Origin of the sequence: Streptacidiphilus cavernicola (genome assembly GCF_042510955.1) — a bacterium.
Classification (GTDB): domain Bacteria; phylum Actinomycetota; class Actinomycetes; order Streptomycetales; family Streptomycetaceae; genus Streptacidiphilus; species Streptacidiphilus cavernicola.
This window is the reverse complement of sequence record NZ_JBHFAB010000013.1, coordinates 157,117-178,957: the sequence shown is the minus strand read 5'-3', so window position 1 is coordinate 178,957 and position 21,841 is coordinate 157,117. Positions and strand designations below refer to the sequence as shown.

Sequence of the window (21,841 nt, the reverse complement as noted above, 5' to 3'; positions counted from 1 at the left end):
GTGCCGCGGCCCGGCTCCCGGGTAGGCCGGCGCTGACCGCGGACGGGCTGAGCGGGCTATCGGCGCCCCCGCGCGTCCCGCGCCCACGCCAGAACGAAGCCGGCGACCAGGGCCAGGACCAGCTGCAGGACCATCGCCGTCAACAGCGCCCGGTCCGCGTCCAGGCCGAAGCCCTTCATCAGCAGCAGGACCAGCGCAACGAACAACACCACGTTCTTCGGCCAGTTGCTTCTCAGGTTGCGCAGTACGCGCTTGCTGAAAGCCTCACCACTGGCCATCACTCTTCTCCTACCGGCATGGCTGCCCCCTCGTCCCTGAACTCTCCAGCGGACACTGCCACACCGGACGCCAAGGCAACAGAGGGCCCTTCAGCCCCACCAGGCAGCTGGGCCTCACCCAGCCGACTCCCCGGCCGGCGCCAGGACGGCAGCGACCCGGGCCCACATCAGGGCCATCCGCTCCGCCACCGCGCCGTCTGCCTGGAACCGGCCCCCGGCCTCCAGCCAGCGGCCGTGCTCGGAGTCCTCGAACCGCGGCCTCACCGCGTCGCGCCACGCCCCGCCGGCCTGCCCCTCCGCCAGCTCCGCCCACCACAACGCGAACCGGGCCGCTCGCTCCCGCTCCCCGCTCACGGCCCCACCCCCACCTGGACAGGAGCCGGGTCGGTGTAGGGGATACCGCGGTCCTGGCACAGCGAGACCACGTCGCGCAGCAGCACGCACATCGGCTCCCCGTTCGGGTTCCGGTTCGCCAGCGCGCCCTGGTGGATCCACGACCGGATCGTGGAGTCCTTCACGTCGAGCACCCTGGCCGCCTCAGCGATCTTCACCGGGCGCTCCGCCGGATCCAGATCGCGCGCTTCCTCGCGATCCTCGCGAGATCCCGCGAGGCCCTCGCGAGCCGAGTGCACCGCGATCAGGTGGACCGCTCGGTGGGTCACCGCGATGAACGCCATCAGCGCCACTGCTCCGAACACCACCACCATCGCCAGCGGCCACCGGAACTGCGGAGCAGCATCGTGGAAGTGCCACCACAGAGCGCTCGCGTTGCCCGCGAGACTCATTACGAGGCCCGCGAGCGCGTACGGCCAGCGGCGCAGCAGCACCGCGTTCAGCATCACCATCGACTCGCCCGCCAGGACGAAGCCCTCCTGGGACGCCGGCGCTGCCCAGTCCAGACCGTAGGGGGCATCAGCCGCATGGAGGTAGGCGTGCAGAGCCGTCACGTTGACGACCGCGAGGCTGATCGCGAGAGCCGCGAGGATCAGCGCGACCCCGGGGAGCAGGACCGCCGTCGTCCCCCGGGCCAGCCACCGCAGCGATACCTCTGACAGGGGAACGACGAAGCCGTCCACGGTCTCCCGGTGCTGCTCGCGCTGGGCCCGCGACATCTCGCGGGCCTCTCGCGCTCCTTCGCGCTCCTCACGCTGGTGACGTGCCATCGGTAACTCCCGAGTCCAGTGGTGGCCCAAAGGACGCACGATAGCGGAGGGGGCGTAGCTCCCTCTCGGGATAAGTTGCCCAACGCTCCGCGAGCCCCCTCGCGGTTCCGCGCGCCCCTCGCGGGTCGGCGGCAGACCTCGCGAGCGTACGTAAGGAGACCGAGACGAACCGGGACACCAAGCGCAGGGTCGAGCTAGGAGACCACCGTTCGAGACCGGCCGGACACCACGCTCCAGGTGGTGCCGGCGGTCCACCGGCTAGCGGATTCGGGTACGCCGCGGTGGCAGTGAGTTCTGTGCCCGACCAGTCGGTCGGGCAATCAGCGCACGCCCCCGGCGCGCGGGCGCACGGGGCTACATCGCGGGACTGGGCGGTGCCTAGGCCGGCCCGGCCGGCTGCGGCTGATTTCTATCAGGCTGCGACCGTCGGCAAGGCGCGCAACCGGTCGCGGAACTCCGCGACCTGCGTCACCTTGGCGTATGGCTCTAGAGCTGCCGAGAACTCAGTGAGTCGACTGGTCGCCCGCGCGCTGTTCACGCTCTCCTCCAGGAGTTGGGCGCCGATATTGGCGGCGGCAAGCGCGCCTTCGAGATCGTGACCCATAAGCCGGGCCTCGGCCAGCCGCGCGGACCGGACAGCCCGGTCACGCGGAACGGCGCTGCTGATCGAGGACTCCAAGGCGGCCGTGGCCTCTTGGACACGGCCAGTGCGAATGAGGATCTTGCCATGCGTGGACGCGATCTGCTCGCTTCCGTACCAGCCCATCCACTCAGGGCGATCGCCGTCCGCCTTGTCCCACAGCTTGGTTGCACGGTGAAGCGCAGTCGCGGCCTCACGATCCTGGCCCGTTCGCGACAGCGACCCGGCCTGGTGGAGATGCAGGTACGACTGCACCGCCGGGTGAATATTACTGGGGGTGGTCGCGATGGCTGCGTTGATCATTGCCAACCGCTCGCTCGTGTGCCCGCTCTCGCCGAGTTGGACGCCCATCTCCGCCATGGCAAACGCACCGAACTCGTCGTCGCCGGCACTGCGCGAGGCGCGCAGCGCGCCCACGTAGTACTGCTGGCCAGCTGAGTGCAGGCCGCTGTCGTAGGCCATCCAACCGGTGAGGTAGCACACACGTGCGGCGAGAGCATGCAGGCGCCGGCCGTGCTCTTCCGTGTAGCGACCCTGCTGGAGGATGCCGGAGACCAGTGCCAGGTCTCCGCGGGCCTGTTCCAGGAGTCGCGCTCCGCCCATCTCCGCGTCGAGCTCGCGCAGCGACTCGACGCGCTTCTCCAGCTTGGCGACCATGGTGTCGGTGACGCGGTCACCCGCGAGTACGGAGGCGAACGCGCTGGGCGCGTCAGCCCAACTGGCGATGAGGGCCATTAGCGCGGCCCCGGTGACAGTGACGAATCCTCTGCGGTCCAAGAGTCCGCTCCTGTTCAGATGTGTCAGTGTCTCCACGGTACCGGGCGCATCCCAAGAAGCGGAAAGGCCCTGCACCTCCCACACCGGCAGCCACAGGGGCCAATCCTGATGTCTCCATTGGTCATTGGCGAGGCCGAAGAACGAGGCGATCACCGCCTGCGTCTTCTCGTCGGGGTCGTACTGGCCGGTTTCCCACCTCCACACAGTGGTTCGGTTGGTGGCGAGATTCACGCCCATCGGGATGGCATGCTCGTTCAACTTCTGGGCCAGCTTGGCCTTTCCTAAGCCTTGCTGAAGTCGCATGAAGCTCAGTGGATGGCGCGCTGTGGAATCTGACATGGCGTCACTACTCCCGTGTGGCTTGTAACAAGCCTACCGGCGCGAGGGGTTCCTCGATCGACGATTCCAAGTGAAACCCCCCTGAAACGTTACGTCGTGCGTGCCCGTGCGGTTTGCTGTGCGTGAGGCGAACGGGAGGGAGCAGTGAGCCGCGCATGATCATCATGGACTCGCCTCTCGCGCTGCAGCCGTCGGTTGCAGTCCGAGTCCGGCATCTGCGTAGCCGTCAGCTTCGGGTGCCCCACCGCGTCCCCGTCGGCGTTCCTGCTTGGCTTGGGAGCAAGTGGCCATGGGCGACGCCAACAGGCGCGGCGACGGCAGGGGCGAGTTCAAGGGCGATCAGGAGCACGAACCAGGCCAGTTGGAAGTAGGAGAGCGGTGCGAACCAGCGACTTAGCAGGCGAACAAGGGCCCCAGCGGGGCAAGCACGCCGCCCCCGATCGGGTGATGGGCTTCCTGGGGGCAGTGTGGTTGGCCGCGGGTGGGACGGTGCTGGTGCTCCTCGGTGGGATGGTCCGCGACCAGCTCAGCCAGGATGCGGGGGCGGCCGGGCTCGCGCCAATCTCCGTGCTGGATCACGCGCCGCCGGACGACTGACCCTCCATGCAAGTCCTCACCGCAGACCCCTACGCAGAGAGCTGTCGTGCCCATGACTGATTCACAATCCCGATCGGGCACCGACCCCGATCGGCCCCCTGGCCCCGTGATCATGTCGCGCCGGACGCACATGCCCGACCAGAGGCCGCTGACGCTCGACCGCAATGCATACGTGACCGCCACCGACCTCGCCCGCTACCTCGGACACGAGCCCGAGCGGCCCGCGTAGCCCCCAGGACGCCGCTCCCTCCCGGGGCGGCTAGGCCGCGGAACCGTGCGAGCGCAGGACACGGTGCACCGCGCCCGGCGCGGGGGGTCTGCGGGCTGTTCGCCGATCTACGGACAGCCCCGCCCCCGTGCCGCATCGCCCCGCTCCACCGTTGCACCCCATAGACCCGCTGTCCGGCTGATAGGTACCCCCGTTACCGGTCGGACAGCGGCACCAGCCATCCGACCCGACCGCCGATTGGAGGCCCGATGCCAACGAGCAGCGCACTGGAGATGTCAACTACCTGTCTTCGCAGCAGGGTTCAGCAGCGCGGGTGGCACTCGGCACACGGCAAGGAGATGGGAGGCGGCGGAGAGCAACTCCGGGTAGGGGTCGGCCAGCCGGGCGGCGGCCAGAGCGGACAGCATCACCGGGTCGTCATCGGCCAGCGGCTTCCCGCCGCGGATTTCCACCGCTTTGACCAGCCCCCACATCGGGCCCTCCACTGCGTACACGGCATCGGGCAGCAAGCCCGCGGCGGTCATCTCCGCAGTCAGCTGGTCGGCGGTGTGGAAGTGGGCGGCTGTGAAGCCCCGCCGGCCGTCGTACTGCTGGGTGGACAGGATGTCCTCGACGGAGGCGCGCAGGCGAACGTTGATGAGGTTGCCGGTGGAGGTGTGCTCGGCCAGGGAAGCGAAGCGGCTGATGGCGGCGGCGGCGACGATCCCGCCGGGGCGCACTACGCGGCGGGCCTGCTCAAGTGCGGCGGAGCGGTCTTCCGGAGTCAGCAGGTGGTAGAGCGGCCCCAGGAGCAGGACGACGTCCCAGGAGGCGTCGGCCGCGGTGAGGTGGCGGGCGTCACCCAGTTCGACTGTGCAGCCGGTCCTCGCGCGGGCCTGGTCCAGGTGGCGTTGGACGGGGTCGACCAGGTGGACGCGGTAGCCGTGGTCGGTCAGCCAGGCGGCGTGGGCGCCGGGTCCACCGCCGACGTCCAGGACATCAGCGGGGGGCTGGGGCAGGTAGCGGCCGAGAAGCTCGCGAGTGCGCAGCAGCTCAAGGCGGCCGTCCGCGCTCTGGCTCAGGCGTGCTCCCTCGTCGAACTGTTCTGCGTACCAGGTGGACACCTGGGCGGTGACGTCTTCAGGGGCCATGCGGGCATTCTGTACCCCCCCACCCCCGCCGCGACACGGTATTGCCTTAACCTGACCGGTCAACTGGACCAATCGGCCCGACGCGCCCCGCGCCGCCGCCTGATCGAAGGTTGTACCGGATGCTCAAGTACGAAGAGATCGCCGAGAACCTGCGGCGGCGCATCGAGGCCGGGGAGTTCCCTCCTGGCGTCAAATTGCCCGCGGGCCGGGACCTGTGCGAGCAGTGGCAGGTCTCCCGTGCCACCGTCAACAAGGCGCTGGAGGTCCTCAAGGCCGATGCCTTGGTCGTCAGCCGCCAGGGGTCTGGGTACACCGTCGTACGTACCCCGGTGGCACGGCCGGCCGGCGGTCGGCAGGCCGGTACCACCCGGGCCGCCGGAATGCCGTTCACACGCTTGGGTGCGCCGTCCATGGAGTATCCGCCACCCCCGATCGCCCACGCGCTGGGCCTTGTGGCCGGGCAGTCGGCGCTACGCCGGTCGAGGCTCATGCGGCTGGTGGACGGCACTCCGCACTCGGTGGTCGTCGCCTGGTTCCCGGCGGATATCGCCGACGTCTGCCCGAAGCTGCGCGGAGAGGGCGCGATTGCCGAGGGCACGACCCGCTATGTGGAGCGGTGCACCGGGCGCCGGCCCGGGACCGCCCCGGACGCGGGTGTTGACGTCGAGTCGGTGCGGCTGATCAGCGGCGAGGAGGCAGAGCTGTTGGGTACCGAGTGCCCGGCCGCGGTGCATGTCCTCGTGCACACCAGTCGCGACCAGAACGGTGAGGTCCTCGTCGTAGAGGAAGGCGTCACTCCCGAGGGGATGTGGGAGCGCGTTACCAAGTACCCAATGGGTGGAAGTTCCTGACATACCGTTGACTGGTCCGGTTTACCGGTCCAGTCTTGGGTCGGGTTTCTGCTCACCCGCACCCATCCCGGGTGCGGGACAGTCCGCTGGAACCAGACCAACTCTTCCGCCAGGAGAAAATCGTGACCCCCACTCCCTACCTCCCGCCGCAGGACCTGTACCGGGACCCCGAGCCCGCCGATCCTGCCGGTACCGTCTCGTCCCCGCGGCCTGCGCCGGTCGCCGGGCCATCCTCTCTGCTCATCCCCGGGGTGAAACTGCGGACCGCTCCGCGCGGGGCCGACGAGCGAGTCCAACCGTGACCGGCAAGAGCGCGCCGGAGGCGCGGTGGCAGATCCCGCGGCAGGAGGTCGAGGTCGGCATCGCCCGCGACGAGGCGATGCGCCGGCTCAGGTCCTGGGGCTTCGACGGCAACCCCGATGGGCCTGCCGGCGTCTTCAAGCTGCTGGTCAGTGAGGTCATCACCAACGGGCTCCGGCACGGCGGCACGGCTGAGGCCCTGACCGCCGTCATGCAGGCCGAGGGCGACCTGATCACCTTCGCTGTCCGCGACAGTAACCCCGCCGGCCCCGCCCGGCCCCTCGAAGTGGCCGGGTCGCTGCCGCTGGGAGGTCGGGGCATGTTCCTCATCGAGGTCATGGCCGACGGAAGCGGCTGGCATCCCGACGGCGAAGGCAAGCTCGTCTGGTTCCAACTCCGAGTCCCGGCCGCGGCACTGCCGCTGGCTGCCACCGAGCACACCGACACCGACGAGGGCCAGCGGCACCGCCAAATGCGAGACCTCGGCCACCGCATCCGCGAGATGCGCCCACGACAGCACGTTCGCCGCCTGGCCGTCGCCAGCTAATCGGGGGTGCCCGGCTCCTGGCGGACCGGGCACCCCGACCATCAAAAGGAGCACCACCGCGGGGGTACGCGCCGTGCCGTCACCGAGCCGCGATGGCCACCTGAACCCGGCTGCCTTGGTAGCCATTCCAAGCCCCCGCCGCAGCCCGGCGGGAAGAGCGTCTCCCGCCCGGTCCCTGCTCCCCCGCCAGCCGGCATAGGGGACCGGGCCGGGGACGCACCACTGACTTGAACCGCTCCCCTGGAGAAGCGTCCGACGGTGCGAACACCGTCGGCTGAACGTCCACATCAGTCCCTCTGAGAGGAAGCAGGAGCACCAGATGAGCACCCAGACCGTCGAACGCGCCGACGCACAGCCGGACGCCGCCGAGGACGCCCCGTTCGACCCGTTCCAGCTGGACATCTCCTACATCGAGAACACCCCCGCCACCGAGACCGTGCTCATGTGCGGTACCGGGGACAACTGCGGGTCCTCCTGCCCGAGCACCTGCACCACCTCGGGCTGAGTTCACCCGGCGCGGGTCGGACAGTGTCCCTGTCCGGCCCGCGCACCCCCTGCTGCCTCCCACCAGAACGGAGTAGGTGATGACGCGCCGACGAGCGAACCTGTACCAGGTCACCGGTGAGGGCATGCTGCGCGCAGCGGTGAGCCTCACGCCGCCCCCGATGCCGGCCTGGCCAGGCCCCGGGGCACCGGCCGAGCGGTGGCGCGCGTGGCTGTCCGTGGTGTGGGCCGATGATGCCTTCCGGCAGGCGGTCTGCGGTGCCAGCCTCGTCCTTTCCGATCAGATCGGGGCGATCCTGGAAGGCCGCTGGCGCACGGAGCGGCGGGTGCGGCGAGTGGGGCTCGCGGTCGCCCGGTACGCGATCAGGTACGCGGGCCGATCCACTCCCTACGGCCTGTTCGCGGGCGTGACCAGCGTCGCCTTCTCCGACGCCGCTGCGGTGCGCTTTGGAACCGAGCACACGGTGGTGTCCCGCCCGGATCCGTCAGCCCTGGATGCGGCGATCAGCGCGTGCGAGGCCGACCCCGAGATCATGGACAACATCACGGTCTGCGTCACCGACCTGGCCCGTCAGCGCGGCGGGCGCCTGCACATCCCCGCTGATGCCGCCTCAGAGTTTTCGATCGCCATGACACCCCCGGTCGCGCTGATCCTGGAAGCGGCCAGGGCTCCAATCGCGTACTCCTCGCTGGTGGACAAACTGGCCGCCGACTTCCCCGACACCAGCCCGCTTCAGCGCAGCGCCCTGGTCGCGGAACTCCTTAAGGTGCGGCTGCTGCGATCCGAACTGCGGGCACCCGCCACTGCTCCCGACCCGACACCCGTGCTGCCGGTGGCCCAGTGGAGCGCCCTGGCGCGAGCGTCGGACCTGCGACTGGACGCCACGGTGGTGCTGCCGCAGGCGGTCGCGCTGGAGGCGGCCACCGCGGCGACCGTCCTGACCCGGCTGGCCAGGCACCCTAACGGCACTCCCGCGTGGCAGCGCTACGCCCAGCAGTTCGCCGAACGCTACGGCGAGGGCGTCGAGGTCGGAGTCGAGCTGCTGACGGATCCCGAGCAGGGACTTGGCTTTCCCGACGGTTTCGGTCTGGTCTCCGAGCCGCCGCGGCCGATGTCGCTGCGTGACCGACTGCTGCTGGACCTGGCCGGCACCGCCGCGCTCGAAGGCGTCCGATCGGTCAGCCTCACCGGCGCGCAAATCGAGCAACTGGAAGCCGCCGCAGGCGACCCCCCTGCGCTGACCCCGCCGCACCTGGAGCTGTGCGCGCAGGTCGAAGCCCGATCGACCCATGCCCTGGACCGCGGTGACTTCCGGCTCCGGGTGTCCACCGTCTCCCGGGCGGCCGGTGCGATGACGGGCCGCTTCTGGCACCTGTTTCCGCCCACCGGCCCCCTGCCGAGCCAGCTGCCCACGGTCGAGCCCGGCGCCGACCTCGCCCAGCTGTCCTTCCACCCCAGCCGGGTCCCGGCCGGACTGCTCACCCGCGCTCCCCAGGTACTACCCACGGTCGTCAGCGTCGGTGAGTTCCGGCACCCCAGCGACATGGTGCTGTTCGCCCGAGACCTGGCGGTGGGCATGCGCGGTGGACGGCTCTACCTGACTCGGGCCGGCACCGGCACACCCCTGGAGTTGATCGCGCCGACCGCGATCAACTTCCTCTGGAACCACCACACGCCGCCGCTGGCCCGGTTCCTCGCCGAGATCAGCCGAGCCGCCACCCCACAGGTGACCTGGTTCGACTGGGGGGTGGCATGGGCGCTCCCGGCTACCCCGGAGCTGCGCTACCGCCGCACCACGCTGGTGGCGGCCCGCTGGAAACTGCGGGCGGGAACGCTTCCGGGGCGCACCGCGAGCCTGGACCAGTGGAGCGGGCAGCTGCACGCTTGGATGGAGCGCTGCGGGGTGCCCAGTCGGGTCCTGCTGACCGAGGACGACCAGCAGCTGCCGCTGGACCTGAACCAGGACATGCACCTGGACCTGCTGCGCAACGAACTTTCCGCGGCTCCCGGTGATGTCGTGGTCCTCCACCAGGCGCCCCCGCCGGATGCTGATGGCTGGATCGACGGGCGGGCCCACAGCCTGATCGTGCCGTTGGGGGCGCGCTCATGACGCCCACCACGGCGACCGCGCCCACCACGCAGGCTCTGTCCGAAGGCGACCTCGGAGCCGCGCTGCTGCCCATCGAACGCGGTTCGCTCCTCGCGGCACGGCGCCATCTGGAGCGCGCGGTCGAGGGGGGCGTCAGTACCGGGGCGAACGCGTCGCTGTTCCACGGCGCACCCGCCCTCGAGTTCGTCCTCACGCGCGCCGGTCAGGTCCCTCGCTCCGTGTTCGACGCCACGGACCGTGTGGTCGCCGCCCGGCTGGCCTCGGCCCACAAGCGCCGGTCCAGCGGCGCGCTGCCGCGCCCTGCGGAGTTCGATCTGATCCGGGGCCTGGCCGGCCTCGGCGCACTGCTGCTGACCCGCGCCGCCCCCGCACCGCTGCTGCCGGACGTGCTGACCTACCTGGTCAGTCTGGCCCAGCCCGTCCAGCGCGAAGGCCGGGATCTTCCCGGCTGGTGGTCCGACGCCGGACCGGCCGACGAGCCGTTGCCCGGCGGCCACGGCAACCTGGGGGTAGCCCACGGCATCGCAGGCCCGCTGGCAGCGCTGGCCCTGGCGCTGCGCCAAGGGGTCCATGTCCCCGGTCAGCTGGACGCCGTCGAGGACTTCGCGAGCTGGCTGGACCGGTACGAGACCGGGTACTGGGTCACCCCGGATCAGCTCACCGCCCCGTCGCCGGAGGATCCGCAGGACCTGCGTCCGTCCTGGTGCTACGGGACGCTCGGGCTCGCCCGCACCCGGCAACTGGCGGCCCTCGCTCTCGGCGACGACACCCGGCAGCAGGCAGCCGAGGATGCCGCCTTCGCGGCCGTCACCGATCCGGCCCGGCTCGCCACGGTCACCGACGCCTCGCTGTGCCATGGCTGGGCCGGGCTGCTCACCCTCGTCCGCGCGATAGCCGACGACAGCTCAGAGCCGGAGCGGTTCACGGCCCGGGCCGCATCCCTCCACGGCCAGTTGGTGACCGGCCTGGACCACCTGCCCAAGCCCGGCTTCCTGGAAGGCCGGTCCGGGGCGCGACTGGCCTTGGAGGGCGCCGACACCATCGGCTGGACCCGCGCACTGCTGATCACCTGACGACCACCGAAAGGAGTACCACCACGATGGACTTCGATGACCAAGACCGTGCCGTCACCGGCCAGGACACGGGCTGGTGGCACGCCGCCGTCTCATTCCCCGGCGGACCCGGAATCAGCCCCCAGGCCGCGCAGCTGCTCGCCGATGCCCTGGAGGGACAGCGGTACTTCTTCCTGCGCAAGGACGGGGGCCTGCGGCTGCGCACCGAGCAGCCCTCGGGCGCGCTGCTGGACCGCCTGGTCGCCGACCAGGTTGTCACCGGCTGGATCGCGGGCACCTACGAGGCGGAGACCGACGCGTTCGGCGGACCCGAGGGGACCGACGTCGCCCACACCCTGTGGTGCGCCGACAGCCCCGCCGCCCTGACCGAGACCGGCACACCGGGCACGCGCGAGCGCGCCATCCTGCTGCTGTCCACCCTGAACCGGGCCGCTGGCCTGGACCCCTACGAGATCGGCGACGTGTGGGCCAAGTTCGCCAGCACCCGGCCGCCGGTGAACCTGCCGACCGGCCCGGCACGCGAACAGGCGATCACCGCCATGCGACGACTGATACGCGCCGACGGCGCCCGCCGCCCGGACCCCGAACCCGGTTGGGCCGAACGCGTCGCCGCCTTCGAGACCGCCGGTCGGCACCTGCGGAAACTCAACGCCTCCGGGCAGCTGACGCGCGGCTTGCGCCTGGTCCTGGCCCACCAGGTGATCTTCGCGTTCAACCGCAGCGCGGTCCCCGTCGACCAGCAGGCAGCCGCGGCCTGGCTCATCCGCCAAGCCACCTTCCACCAGAGCGAATCGGCCGCCGTGTCGCCCCTGTCCACCTCGCCTCCCGCCCCTAGCCTCACACGGATGGAAACCACCTTGAACAGTGCCACCCCCGACGCCGCCGCCCTGCGCGAAGCGCTCGTCACCACCCTGGTCGACGGCCAGCTCCTGCACTCCGGCCCGGTCATCGCGGCGCTTCGGGCAACCGAGCGCGACCGGTTCCTGCCGGGAGTCGACCTCCGGACCGCCTACGTCAACGACGCCATCTCCATCAAGGACGACGAGTCGGGCGAGATGATCTCCTGCATCAGCGCCCCCTCGATCGTCGCCACCCAGCTGGAGCAGCTGGGGGCCGAGCCCGGACACAAGGTCCTGGAGGCCGGGGCCGCGACCGGCTACAACGCCGCCCTGCTCGGCCGGCTGGTTACGCCCGGCGGTCAGGTCTGGACCCTGGACGTCGATCAGGACCTGGTCGACGGCGCGGCGAAGAACCTGGCCCAGGCCGGCGTCTCCAACGTGAACGCCGTGCTGGGCGACGGTGCCGAAGGGCTGCCCCAGCACGCGCCCTTCGACCGCATCCAGTTCACCGTCGGCGCAGGCGACGTCCCGGTCCGCATCCTGGACCAGCTCGCCCCCGGCGGACGCCTGGTCCTGCCGATGCGCATCCGCGGCAGCATCTCGCGAAGCTTCGCGTTCGAGCGCGACGGCGACTTCTGGCGCACGGTCTCCTGCGAGATGGCCACCTTCGTCCCGCTGCGCAAGGGTGTCTGCGACGACATCTACACCCTGGTGCCCCACGCCGGGGAAGGGACTGTGCGGCTGGAGACCTTCAGCGAGCAGGACGTGGACCGCGAGGCGATGCGGACCATCCTGGACCAGCTGCAGTCGAAGGTCTTCACCGGCGTGAAGTTCCGCAAGGGCTCGCCCTGGGAGTGGCTGTACCTCTACCTGGCGTGCGTGCTGCCCAACGGGCTGTCGCGGATGCCGGGCTCGCGCCCCGGCTTCGACCCGCACTTCGGCTGGGGGTCGATGGCCGCTCTCGATGGCGAGTCCCTGGCCTACATGACCATCCGCGAGGGCGAGGACGAGAAGGGCCGGTTCTGGGAGGTGGGTGTCATCGGCCACGGCCCCGGCGGCGAAGCCCTCGCGAACCAGGTCGCCGCCGAGATCGTGGAGTGGGACCGCGGCTGGGGCAACCCCGCCGTCACCCCCGGATTCCGGATGGCCGTCGGCGACGCCCGCGCGGACCTGACCGCCGCCGACCAGCGGTTCGTCATCGACAAGGCGTACAGCCGTCTCGTCGTTGACTGGAAGCACCGGAGCTGACCCGATGCGTTCCGCGATAGCCGAGCGGATCCCCCTGGTCCGTCGGCCCAAGCCTCCCGGGCTGCCGCTGGCCGAGCGCATGGCGGCGCTGTCCACCATGGCCATCGCTCCCGCTGTTGCGGACCACCACGACCTGGTGGCCCGCTACAGCGGGGTCCTGAACTACGCCGCGCTGATCGCCTCGGACCTGGCGATGCCCGACCTGGCCACCGAACTGTGCTGGCGACAGCACCAGGTCTTCGCCAGCGCCGGACACCTCACCCAGGGCATCGCCGTGATGTCGCTGATGCCGCTGGTCAACATCGCCCGGCTGCTGATCCGCGAAGGCGACGGCGAAGGCGCCTACGACGTCCTGCAACGGCTGTACCGGGCCGCGCAGCAGCGCGGAACAGCCCAGGTCCGCGGCCACGACATCGACCTGTCCGCGCTGATCCGCGACGAGGCTGACCACCGAAAGATCTGCGAGGAGCTGTGGGTGACCGTGCTCATCGACGGAGCCAGAGCCCTTGCGCGTATGGGGCGTTGGACTCAGGCCGCTGACGCCATGGCCGCCCACCGCGGCATCGGCAACCGTCTCCTCGACGGTCGACAGCTCAAGGTCATGTCGCTGATGGAGTTCGGCGCCGTCCAGGAAGCGGCCGACATGATCGACGCGAGCACCCCGATCGAACCATGGGAAGACACCGTCGCCGCCCTGCTGCGGCTCGCCTGCGCGCCCGCGAACGCGTCAACCCCTCAGTCCCAGTGCGATCTTGTCGTTCGGGAAGCGCTCGCGCTGATCGCTCCCGAAGACCGGCTGACCGTGGCGTTCCAGGTCCGGTTGGCGCTGACTGCACTCGACTTGACCGCCGACCAGCCCACCTCCCACGGGGACCGGCTGCGGTCCGCCGTGCTCGACGCAGCCCTCTGCGACGGCTACGCGGCCCGCGACGTCCTTCACCACCGCCCGATGCTCGCCTACATGACCAGCGAGCAGACAGGCGCACTGCGCGGAGTCCTCACCGCCTCGGGACTGGATGCCGGGCATCTCTCACCAGCACACATGCACACCCTGACCCTCGCCGTCGACAACGCCGAAGACACTCTGCACCAGCTGCTCGCCCACCCGCCGCAGCAGAACGAACCGGAAGAGGGGGCCCTTCGGCCGAGCCCGGCGAGATCCGCCAACTGATCGTACGCCGCCCGAGGGAGCTGGTGATGGCTGAGGACTCCACGACCGCTGAACAGCAGGACACCGACGAGCAGGAGCAGTCCGAGGACCTGAAGTGGGTTCATCCGGGTGGCGACAGCGACGACATCCCGACCGTGCTCAACGGCCGCGACATGCGCCGACGGCTGCCCCGGCTGGTACACCACACCTTCGCCCTGGCCTGGCAGGTCGACCCTCGCTCCGCCCTGGTCCTGATCGTCTGCCAGGTCGTCTCCGGCCTGCTGTCCGCGCTGGGCCTGTTCGCCACCACCCGGGCGCTGAGCTCCGTCATCCAGGCCGCGACCGACCCCTCCCGCCTGGACAGCGCCCTGCCCTCGGTCCTCGTTCTCACCGCCGCGGCCGGGCTGCGGGCGCTGCTCGGCATCGTCATCCAGGCCCTGTCCCAGCGACTGTCGCCCCGCATCCAGCGCGAGGTCGGCACCCGGTTGCTGCTGGCTGGCGTTCGGACCGAGATGTCCTCCTACGACGCCGACGGGTTCTCCGACCGGTACAACGCCGCTGAACGCGGCGTCGACCAGGCGCAGCAGGCCCTTGGGCAGACTCAGAACCTGGTGTCGTCGCTGGCAACGCTCGTGGCGGCGTCGGTGGTGCTGGCGGCCCTGTACCCGCCCCTGTTGCCGCTGCTGCTGCTGGCGGCGCTGCCGCAGGCCGCGACGGCGCTGAAGGGGGAGCGGATCACCTACGTCGCCACGGTCGCCACGTTCCGGGACCGCCGGGTCCTGTACCTGCTCAGATGGACCATGGTCGCCAAGGACGCCGCCGATCAGATCCGCACGGACACGATCACCCCGCATCTGATGGGCAAGTACCAGTCCGCCGGTGACCGGGTCGACCGCACGACCGACCAGGCGGCCTGGCAGCGGGCGAAGATCACCCTGTACGGCGCGGCAGCTTCCGGGATCGCCTCCGGCGTCCTGTGGGCGGCGGTCTGGGTGCTGCTGGACACCGGCCGCATCTCCGCAGCCGCGGCCGGCACCGCGATCTTCGCCCTACGTTCCGCGTCCACCAGCTTGCAGGGCATCATCGGCTACGGCAGCCAACTGCTGAGGTCCGGCTTCTACATGGACGACGCCGACCGCTTCGTCAAGGAGGCCGAGCAGCAGCAGATCCGGGTCGTTCGCGGAACCACTGCGATCACCGGTCCCCCCGAGCGGATCGAGTTGCGGGGGGTGTCGTTCTCCTATCCGGGCTCGGAGGAGCCCACGTTGCGGGACGTGGACTTCGAGGTGCGGCGCGGGGAGATCGTGGCCGTGGTCGGGGTCAACGGCTCGGGCAAGACCACTCTGATGAAACTGCTGTGCGGCTTGAACCTGCCGACCCAGGGCGAGGTGCTGTGGGACGGCGTCAGCGTGCGAGACCTGGACGCCGACACCCTCTGGCGCGAATGCAGCGTAGTGCCGCAGGAGTTCGCCCGATGGCCCATGAACGTCCGCGAGAACGTGACCCTAGGCCAGCCGCAGCCCGACGGGGACGCTGCGGTGATGCGGGCCGCAGCAGCCAGCAGTGCCGACGACGTGATCACGACCCTGCGCTCGGGCCTGGACACCCTGCTGGCCCGCGAGATGTGGGGCGGGGTGGCTCTGTCCTCGGGCCAGTGGCAGCGCCTCGCGGTGGCCAGAGCACTGCATCGCGGGGCCGGATTGCTGGTCATGGACGAGCCCACCAGCGACCTGGACCCGCACGCAGAACACCGGATCTTCAACGGGCTGCGCGAGATCGCCCGCAACCGGGCTGTCGTCCTGGTGACCCACAACGTGGGCAACACCGCCGCCGCTGACCGCATCGTCGTCCTGAGCAGCGGGCGAATCGTCCAAGAGGGCACGTTCACCCAGCTCACAGCCGCGCAAGGGCCCCTGCGGGACATGTGGCTCCTGAGCCAGAACCGGTCCTTCCCGACACAGAACCACGAACAGGAGCCGGTCAAGCATGCGCCTTGATACCGTCCACATTCCTCCGCGTGCCCTCGGCGAGCAGCTGCTCCGCCACGGCCAGACCCGGGCCGTGCAGCTCGGCGAAGACGTCGGCCGCGCTCGCGTCCATCCGCCGGCGGAGGTAATGGTCAGTGTCGTGGTCGCGGTCTACGGCAATACCGAGGCCCTCCCCGCTCTGGCGAGCGCGATCGCCGCGCAGGAGTTCGTGGGCAGCATCGAGCTGATCATCGTGGACAACCAGCCCGTGCCGGCTCTCACCGCGGGCCTTCAGCGGGTAGGCCCAATGGACGCGCTCGTCGTCCACGAACCTCAGGTCGGCCTGTCGCGTGCGCGCAACACCGGCATACGGCGGGCAGGCGGCGAGTTCATCCTTGTCACCGACCCCGATGCACGCCCGCACCGCGCCTGGGCCTCGCAGATGGTGCGGGCCCTGCAAGAGTCGGATGCCTGCTGCGCCGGCGGTCGAGTCGAGGCGTACTTCCCCGGCGGCCCGCAGAGCCGGCTGCCTGCCGATGCGCTCCAGATGTTCGTGCCGCCAGCATGGCCGGGGACCACGACGGAACTGGTCGCACCGTACTGGGTGGTGGGGTGCAACCTGGGATTCCGGCGCGAGCCGACACCGTGGTTCGACACCCGCTTCGGAGTTACCGGCGCACGGCACCTCAGCTGCGAGGAACTGGAGTTGACCGTCCGGACCCAGCGCGAAGGACGGCGGGTCGTCGTCGTCCCCGAAGCTGTGGTCTACCGGGCGATTCACCCGCACGACCTGACCATGAGGGCCTTCCTGGCCCGCGCCCTGTGGCACGGCGTGTCGATCGCCCGACTCCTGGCGGTACATCCGTATGCCGACGTCTACGACAGCTACAGGGTCCGAGACGCCCTCGTCCCCTCCCGCTGGGGCACCCGCGCGGGACGCCGCGGCGCCGCCACGGACTTGGCGCGGATCGTGGGGCTGCACGCTGAACGCATCCGCCACACGGTCAGCGGACGCCAACGATCAACAGCTATCGCGGAACAGTCCGCGGGAACGGGGGAGTTCAGGCATGGGTGACAACCCGGTAGCAGTGGGGCTGAACCTCGGCCACGACGGAGGCTGCGCGATCGTGAGCGGCGACCAGGTGGTCGCGGTCGCCGAGGAGCGGCTGAACCGCACCCGCTACAGCAGCGGATGGCAGGCCGCCCTCGCGTACTGCCTGGACGCGGCCGACCTCCACCTCGCCGATGTCGACCAGGTGGTGTTCTCCAACGTCGGCCCCCGCCTCCCGGACGGCTTCACCGGCGGCCTGGACCGCTACGGGGTGGACCCGGCCAAGATCCGCCGACTGGACCACCACGCCTCCCACGCCTACAGCGCCTTCTGCCTCTCGGGCGCGGAGCAGGCCCTGGTGGTCGTGGCGGACGGGTCGGGCAACGACCACCAGACCGAGTCCTACTTCTGCGCCGACCGCAACGGCCTTGAGCGGATCGGCGGTAACCGGGCGGACCGGGGCCGCGCCGGGGGGATCGGGGCGACCTACGAGGCGGTCACCAACTGGATCGGCTTCGACGGCCAGGAGTCCGGCAAGATCATGGCCTTGGCCTCCTACGGAGACCCGAAGGCCATCGACCTGCCGCTGTTCGACCTGGTCGGGAACCAGGTCGAAGGCCGTCTGCCCCGCACCCACGACCGGGGCCTGGCCGCGTTCGCCGCCGACCACGCGCTGGACCTCGGCACGCCTTACGCCTGGGGCGAGCAGCGCGCCCGCGATCTGGCTGCCTGGGTCCAGGCCCAGACCGAGGACGCCCTGGTCGGCGTCGTCGAGCAGCTGGTCGCCGAGTACTGCCCGACCACCGTGTGCCTGGCCGGCGGGGTGGCGATGAACTGCGTGGCCAACGAGGCCGTGCGGGCCCGCACCGGGGCGCCGCTGTTCGTGCCGCCGCCCGCCTCCGACCGCGGCCAGGCCCTGGGCAACGCCCTGCACGGCATCCACCGGCTGACCGGCCGCGTCCCCAGCCTCCCCCTGGCCGACCGCGACTCCTTCGGCCGCAGCTACAGCGACGAGGAGATCCACCTGGCGCTTCGCCGCCATCCGATGTCCGGCCTGGCCGAGCGGCACCCGCACCGGCCCTTCACCTTCCACCGCGAGTCCGACGCACCGGCGGTGGCCGCCGAACTGCTGGCCGACGGCAAGCTGATCGCCTGGTTCGACGGGGGGAGCGAGCTGGGGGCCCGCGCCCTAGGGTCGCGCAGCATCCTGGCCGATCCGCGCCACGAGGCCACCCGCGACGTGCTCAACACCCGCGTCAAGCACCGTGAATATTTCCGCCCCTTCGCCCCGGCAGTCCTCACCGAACGCGCCACCGGCTGGTTCGACCTCGCCGGCCCCTCGCCCTACATGCTGTTCGCCCCGCGCGTCCGGGCCGACCGCCGCGACCAGCTCGGCGCGGTGACCCACGTCGACGGGACGGCCCGGGTGCAGACCGTGGACCGCGCCGCGCACCCGGCCTTCCACCGCCTGATCAGCGGCTTCGAGGCACGCACCGGTGTTCCCGTCGTGCTGAACACCTCCTTCAACGACACCGAGCCGATCGTGGAGAGCCCTGCGGACGCGGTGGCGACGTTCTGCCGCACCGATCTGGACGCGCTCGTGTTCGGCAACGGCTACATCGCGGTGAAGGCCGATGGGTAAGCGCTCCACGCCGCTGCGCGTGGCCGTGTTGTTCGACACGGCCGGGTTCCAGCGGTCCCTCCCGCTGACCGGGGCGGCTGCTCGCACCCGCTTCCTCAACCGCGCTCTGGCCGACGCCGGGGTCGAGGTCACCCTGCTGCTGTGCGACCTCAACCCGCGCTCCACACCCACCAAGAACTGGCCCTTCACGGTCACCTACCTGCCCTATTCGGCACTGTACGAGGACACCGCGCCGCTCGTCGAGCAGGTCAACGGGCTCGCCCCGGACGTCCTGGTGATGTCGAACACGCAGCTGGTCGTCCGCTACGGCCGGGCGCTGGCCGACGCCGGCCGGGCGGCGCTGGTCTACGAGATGCACGACGACGAAGCCTCGGTCACACGCACCATCGGCAGCGGCGAGTGGGAGGTGCGCCAAGCGGCCGTCCTTCAGGCCGCCGCCGTCGCGGCGGCCGACGCCGTCGTCGCCTTCACCCCCAGGGACGCCGACCTCGCAGCAGCACTGCGCGCCAGGGCGGTCCACGTGGTGCCCTGCGGAATCGACCCCGGGCCGGTCCCGGACCGCGGCTCGGAGCGGCCCGGCGCGGCGGCGTTCATCGGGAACCTCTACTACGAACCGAACGCCCGCGCCGCCGCCTTCCTGCACCGCCGCCTGCTTCCCGCGCTCCCGGCCGCGGGCAGCAGGATCGAGGTCTACGGCCGCTACCCGAAGGCCCTTCGCGCCCTCGGCACCACAGGGTCGATGCGCCTGCACGGCCCGGTGCCGAACCTGCCCGCCGCGCTGGCAACCAACGCCGTCGGCCTGGCGCCGCTCGACTCCGGCGGCGGCATGAAGCTCAAAGTGCTCCAGTACATGGCCGCCGGCCTACCCATCGTCGGCAGCCCCGAGGCGTTCGTCGGCCTCCCGCCCGCGGACGGCTTCGCCCTGATCACCGCGGACCCGGCCATGCGCGACCTCCCCTCCCTGGTCGCCGCCCTGCGCGAGGACCAGGGCCTACGGCACAAGCTCGGCGACTCCGGTCGCAGCCTGGTGAAGTCCCAGTTCTCCTGGGACGCCATCGCCCGCACCGCGCACCGTGCCTACCGATCCGCCTGCGGCACAGCCGCGTTGAGAGGGTCGCCCGCGCTCTCCCGTGACGTGCTGGCCCTGGCTGAGCAGCCGCCATACTGGCTCCACGAATGGCGCAAACAGGAGGAAACGGAAGTGAACGAGAACCGCGAGAGCACCGGCGGTGCCGGCCAACACCCCGCGCTGTCGAAGCTGGCCAGCGAGATCGACTGCGCCCGGCACGCCGCGGAGTCCGCTCTCGACACCGTCTTCGACGCAGGCGTCGTCGTTGGATACGGCGGACGATCCGTCGTCTTCCTCGGCAAGAGCGCCGTACTGAAGATCTACACTCACCGCTCCGCAGAGCGCGCCCGGCGCGAGATCGCCGGCCTCGGCCTCGCCTCGGGCTTGGAGGACCTGCGGATCCCCGAGATCATCGGCCACGACGAGGCGGAGGGTGCCCTGGCCTGGGTAAGCACGAGCCGCCTTGACGGCGTCGCCCCCGACAACGCGCACGACGACCAACAGACCGCGCTGATCGGACGGACCGCCGCCCGCCTGCACGCCATGCCAGCCGAGACCCTGACCGGCCTCCCGGAGTTCCGACGCAACCTGCGCCCCCTGAACGCCGACGCCCACTCGGTGGGAGCCAGGCTCTCCGCGGTCCTTGCCGACATCGGCGAGTGCCAGCAGAGCAGATGCGAACCCGGGTTTGTCCACGGCGACTTCTCGGCTCGCAATCTCCTCCTCCACGCCGGTCGGCCACCCGGCGTGATCGACTTCGAGGGGTGCGGCACCGGCTGCACCTACGAGGACCTGACCAACATCTACGTGCAGAACTGCCTGATCGACGGCAGGGACGCCGCAGTCGCGCTGGACGCCTACGCCCAAGAGCGCGTACGCCTGGGCGGCACGGGCACCGTCGACCACCGCCACCTGCTGTTCCACACCGCCCGGTACTTCCGCTGGGTCCTGCAGTGGGCCGCCGAGATCGACGCCGAACTCGCAGAGCAGGTAACCACCCTGGCCCCGCGCGTGCTCTACGCACTCCAAGCAGACGGGGAGCCCGCGCTGTGATCGCCCTGGACGGAATGCCGGGGGCCGGCAAGACCACCCTGATGCTGCGGTTGGCCGACGCGATACCTGACCAGGCCGTGGTCTTCCCCGAAGCCCAGCCGACAAACGGCCAGCTCTCTGCCGCCGACAGCACGCGATACATGCTCGACCAAGCCCGCGACCGGATCCGTGAGGCCCAGCGCCTGCAGCAGCAACGACCGGATCTGGCCGTCCTCAGCGACCGCTGCCACATTGGCGTCCTCGCCTACCGCTTCGCGCTCATGGAATCCGGCCAGGGACCCGCATCCGCGTTCGACCAGGCACTCGACATTGTCGACGAATACGCCCTGAACGCACCCACAGCTCACAGCCGGGTGCTGGTACTGACCGTCAGCCCCGAGGAGTCCGTGCGCCGCCGCCACGCCCACGCCGCGGACGAGCGCCACCGCCTGTGGTTTGACCCCGGATTCCTCGCCGCCTACCACTACTTCCTCACCCACCTGGCGACCTGGGTCCCCGAGAGCACCTTCACCCTGCACGACACCACCCACAGCACAGGCTGGGCACCCCTCCTCGAAGCGCTGCCCCAGCAGGTCCGCCAGAAGATCCACGCCCAACCCGCCCGTCCGGTCCGAGGACCCACGCCGGACTCGAGCGCCGCCGCGACCACCCGCCACCTGCTGTCCGCGCTCGCGGCCCCACCCGAACAGGAGCCGTCCACCCCCACCCTCGCCGCGCTGAGGCAGACCGCCACCGCGATCAGGACCCACCTGGGCGGCGACGCCCGCGCGAGCGTGCTGACCTCGGTGCTCCACCAGTGGCGATGCGACCTCGACCGCCTCCACCGCGACCTCGAACGCACCGACCCGAAAACCTGGCAAGTCTGGCGGACGCCGGGGACCTGGCTGGACAACCAACTCCGCCTCAGATCCCTCATCGCACACGAGGTCGGAAAGGCGTACTGGGACGGGAAGCAGGAAATCCCGTACGCAGACATCGACATCGAACGCTACCTCTGGGGGGCCCGATGAACCCCGCCGAAAGCGAATCCGCCGACCGGTACACGGCCACCGCCGCTGTCCTGCTGACCCTACTGGGCGGCCGGGACAACATCACCTCCCTGAACCACTGCGTCACCCGCCTGCGCCTGACCCTCGCCGACCGCTCCCAGGTCGACGGCGACGCACTGCGTGACCACCCCGCCGTCCTTGGCCTGCTGGAGCGCGACACCTTCCAGATCGTGGTCGGCCCCGCGGCAGTCGCCTCGCTGGCCTCTGCCCTGCTAACACTCCTGGCTTGAAACG

The 21,841-nt window shown here is 70.6% G+C and carries 18 protein-coding genes; 13 read left to right on the top strand and 5 right to left on the bottom strand.

Translation table 11 applies throughout. The annotated features are described in order from the left end of the window. Positions 1 to 56 precede the first annotated feature (56 nt). The 5 genes from ACEZDE_RS19325 to ACEZDE_RS19305 form a co-directional block, all read right to left on the bottom strand. On the bottom strand, positions 57 to 278 hold the full coding sequence (locus ACEZDE_RS19325) for a hypothetical protein (RefSeq protein WP_380537562.1): 222 nt from the start codon (positions 276 to 278) through the stop codon (positions 57 to 59). 114 nt (positions 279 to 392) lie between these two features. Beyond that, positions 393 to 632, bottom strand: a complete 240-nt coding sequence (locus tag ACEZDE_RS19320) for a hypothetical protein (RefSeq protein WP_380537561.1) — start codon at positions 630 to 632, stop codon at positions 393 to 395. Continuing rightward, a complete protein-coding gene (locus ACEZDE_RS19315; protein WP_380537560.1) occupies positions 629 to 1,441 on the bottom strand; it encodes a hypothetical protein in 813 nt (270 codons plus the stop codon). The genes ACEZDE_RS19320 and ACEZDE_RS19315 overlap by 4 nt, the downstream gene beginning before the upstream one ends. Before the next feature lie 412 nt (positions 1,442 to 1,853). Beyond that, entirely contained in the window at positions 1,854 to 3,161 is a 1,308-nt protein-coding gene (locus tag ACEZDE_RS19310; protein ID WP_380537559.1) for a transcriptional regulator, read from the bottom strand. A 1,137-nt stretch (positions 3,162 to 4,298) separates the two neighbouring features. Further along, positions 4,299 to 5,153 carry a class I SAM-dependent methyltransferase gene (locus ACEZDE_RS19305; protein WP_380537558.1) on the bottom strand — a complete coding sequence of 285 codons (855 nt, stop codon included), beginning with the start codon at positions 5,151 to 5,153 and terminating at the stop codon, positions 4,299 to 4,301. A 119-nt stretch (positions 5,154 to 5,272) separates the two neighbouring features. Here ACEZDE_RS19305 and ACEZDE_RS19300 point away from each other — a divergent pair, with 119 nt between their 5' ends. From ACEZDE_RS19300 to ACEZDE_RS19240, 13 genes are all read left to right on the top strand, one after another. Beyond that, complete coding sequence (locus tag ACEZDE_RS19300; protein WP_380537557.1) at positions 5,273 to 6,004, top strand: GntR family transcriptional regulator; 732 nt, start codon at positions 5,273 to 5,275, stop codon at positions 6,002 to 6,004. A gap of 298 nt (positions 6,005 to 6,302) precedes the next feature. Continuing rightward, complete coding sequence (locus tag ACEZDE_RS19295; RefSeq protein WP_380537556.1) at positions 6,303 to 6,851, top strand: ATP-binding protein; 549 nt, start codon at positions 6,303 to 6,305, stop codon at positions 6,849 to 6,851. A gap of 319 nt (positions 6,852 to 7,170) precedes the next feature. Beyond that, positions 7,171 to 7,356 carry an FxLD family lanthipeptide gene (locus ACEZDE_RS19290; protein ID WP_380537555.1) on the top strand — a complete coding sequence of 62 codons (186 nt, stop codon included), beginning with the start codon at positions 7,171 to 7,173 and terminating at the stop codon, positions 7,354 to 7,356. A 79-nt stretch (positions 7,357 to 7,435) separates the two neighbouring features. Next, entirely contained in the window at positions 7,436 to 9,466 is a 2,031-nt protein-coding gene (locus tag ACEZDE_RS19285; RefSeq protein ID WP_380537554.1) for a lantibiotic dehydratase family protein, read from the top strand. Next, positions 9,463 to 10,539 (top strand): lanthionine synthetase C family protein, encoded by a 1,077-nt coding sequence (locus tag ACEZDE_RS19280; RefSeq protein ID WP_380537553.1) that lies wholly within the window; start codon positions 9,463 to 9,465, stop codon positions 10,537 to 10,539. Before ACEZDE_RS19285 ends, ACEZDE_RS19280 begins: the two co-directional genes overlap by 4 nt. Positions 10,540 to 10,565: 26 nt before the next feature. After that, positions 10,566 to 12,626, top strand: a complete 2,061-nt coding sequence (fxlM, locus tag ACEZDE_RS19275; protein WP_380537552.1) for a methyltransferase, FxLD system — start codon at positions 10,566 to 10,568, stop codon at positions 12,624 to 12,626. 4 nt (positions 12,627 to 12,630) lie between these two features. Next, on the top strand, positions 12,631 to 13,797 hold the full coding sequence (locus ACEZDE_RS19270; RefSeq protein WP_380537551.1) for a hypothetical protein: 1,167 nt from the start codon (positions 12,631 to 12,633) through the stop codon (positions 13,795 to 13,797). Positions 13,798 to 13,823: 26 nt separating this feature from the next. Beyond that, positions 13,824 to 15,773, top strand: a complete 1,950-nt coding sequence (locus ACEZDE_RS19265) for an ATP-binding cassette domain-containing protein (protein ID WP_380537550.1) — start codon at positions 13,824 to 13,826, stop codon at positions 15,771 to 15,773. Next, on the top strand, positions 15,763 to 16,818 hold the full coding sequence (locus tag ACEZDE_RS19260) for a glycosyltransferase family 2 protein (RefSeq protein ID WP_380537549.1): 1,056 nt from the start codon (positions 15,763 to 15,765) through the stop codon (positions 16,816 to 16,818). The genes ACEZDE_RS19265 and ACEZDE_RS19260 overlap by 11 nt, the downstream gene beginning before the upstream one ends. After that, entirely contained in the window at positions 16,811 to 18,436 is a 1,626-nt protein-coding gene (locus ACEZDE_RS19255) for a carbamoyltransferase family protein (protein WP_380537548.1), read from the top strand. Before ACEZDE_RS19260 ends, ACEZDE_RS19255 begins: the two co-directional genes overlap by 8 nt. Further along, positions 18,429 to 20,558 (top strand): phosphotransferase, encoded by a 2,130-nt coding sequence (locus ACEZDE_RS19250; RefSeq protein ID WP_380537547.1) that lies wholly within the window; start codon positions 18,429 to 18,431, stop codon positions 20,556 to 20,558. The genes ACEZDE_RS19255 and ACEZDE_RS19250 overlap by 8 nt, the downstream gene beginning before the upstream one ends. Continuing rightward, entirely contained in the window at positions 20,555 to 21,568 is a 1,014-nt protein-coding gene (locus ACEZDE_RS19245) for a hypothetical protein (protein ID WP_380537546.1), read from the top strand. The genes ACEZDE_RS19250 and ACEZDE_RS19245 overlap by 4 nt, the downstream gene beginning before the upstream one ends. Further along, positions 21,565 to 21,837 (top strand): PTS glucose/sucrose transporter subunit IIB, encoded by a 273-nt coding sequence (locus tag ACEZDE_RS19240; protein ID WP_380537545.1) that lies wholly within the window; start codon positions 21,565 to 21,567, stop codon positions 21,835 to 21,837. The genes ACEZDE_RS19245 and ACEZDE_RS19240 overlap by 4 nt, the downstream gene beginning before the upstream one ends. Positions 21,838 to 21,841: the final 4 nt, after the last annotated feature.

Bases quoted from the DNA above. Each gene is read 5' to 3' on its own strand.
- ACEZDE_RS19325 (WP_380537562.1), bottom strand. From the start codon at position 278: ATGGCCAGTGGTGAGGCTTTCAGCAAGCGCGTACTGCGCAACCTGAGA.
- ACEZDE_RS19315 (WP_380537560.1), bottom strand. From the start codon at position 1,441: ATGGCACGTCACCAGCGTGAGGAGCGCGAAGGAGCGCGAGAGGCCCGC.
- ACEZDE_RS19310 (WP_380537559.1), bottom strand. From the start codon at position 3,161: ATGCGACTTCAGCAAGGCTTAGGAAAGGCCAAGCTGGCCCAGAAGTTG.
- ACEZDE_RS19305 (WP_380537558.1), bottom strand. From the start codon at position 5,153: ATGGCCCCTGAAGACGTCACCGCCCAGGTGTCCACCTGGTACGCAGAA.
- ACEZDE_RS19300 (WP_380537557.1), top strand. From the start codon at position 5,273: ATGCTCAAGTACGAAGAGATCGCCGAGAACCTGCGGCGGCGCATCGAG.
- ACEZDE_RS19290 (WP_380537555.1), top strand. From the start codon at position 7,171: ATGAGCACCCAGACCGTCGAACGCGCCGACGCACAGCCGGACGCCGCC.
- ACEZDE_RS19285 (WP_380537554.1), top strand. From the start codon at position 7,436: ATGACGCGCCGACGAGCGAACCTGTACCAGGTCACCGGTGAGGGCATG.
- ACEZDE_RS19280 (WP_380537553.1), top strand. From the start codon at position 9,463: ATGACGCCCACCACGGCGACCGCGCCCACCACGCAGGCTCTGTCCGAA.
- fxlM (WP_380537552.1), top strand. From the start codon at position 10,566: ATGGACTTCGATGACCAAGACCGTGCCGTCACCGGCCAGGACACGGGC.
- ACEZDE_RS19270 (WP_380537551.1), top strand. From the start codon at position 12,631: ATGCGTTCCGCGATAGCCGAGCGGATCCCCCTGGTCCGTCGGCCCAAG.
- ACEZDE_RS19265 (WP_380537550.1), top strand. From the start codon at position 13,824: ATGGCTGAGGACTCCACGACCGCTGAACAGCAGGACACCGACGAGCAG.
- ACEZDE_RS19260 (WP_380537549.1), top strand. From the start codon at position 15,763: ATGCGCCTTGATACCGTCCACATTCCTCCGCGTGCCCTCGGCGAGCAG.
- ACEZDE_RS19255 (WP_380537548.1), top strand. From the start codon at position 16,811: ATGGGTGACAACCCGGTAGCAGTGGGGCTGAACCTCGGCCACGACGGA.
- ACEZDE_RS19250 (WP_380537547.1), top strand. From the start codon at position 18,429: ATGGGTAAGCGCTCCACGCCGCTGCGCGTGGCCGTGTTGTTCGACACG.
- ACEZDE_RS19240 (WP_380537545.1), top strand. From the start codon at position 21,565: ATGAACCCCGCCGAAAGCGAATCCGCCGACCGGTACACGGCCACCGCC.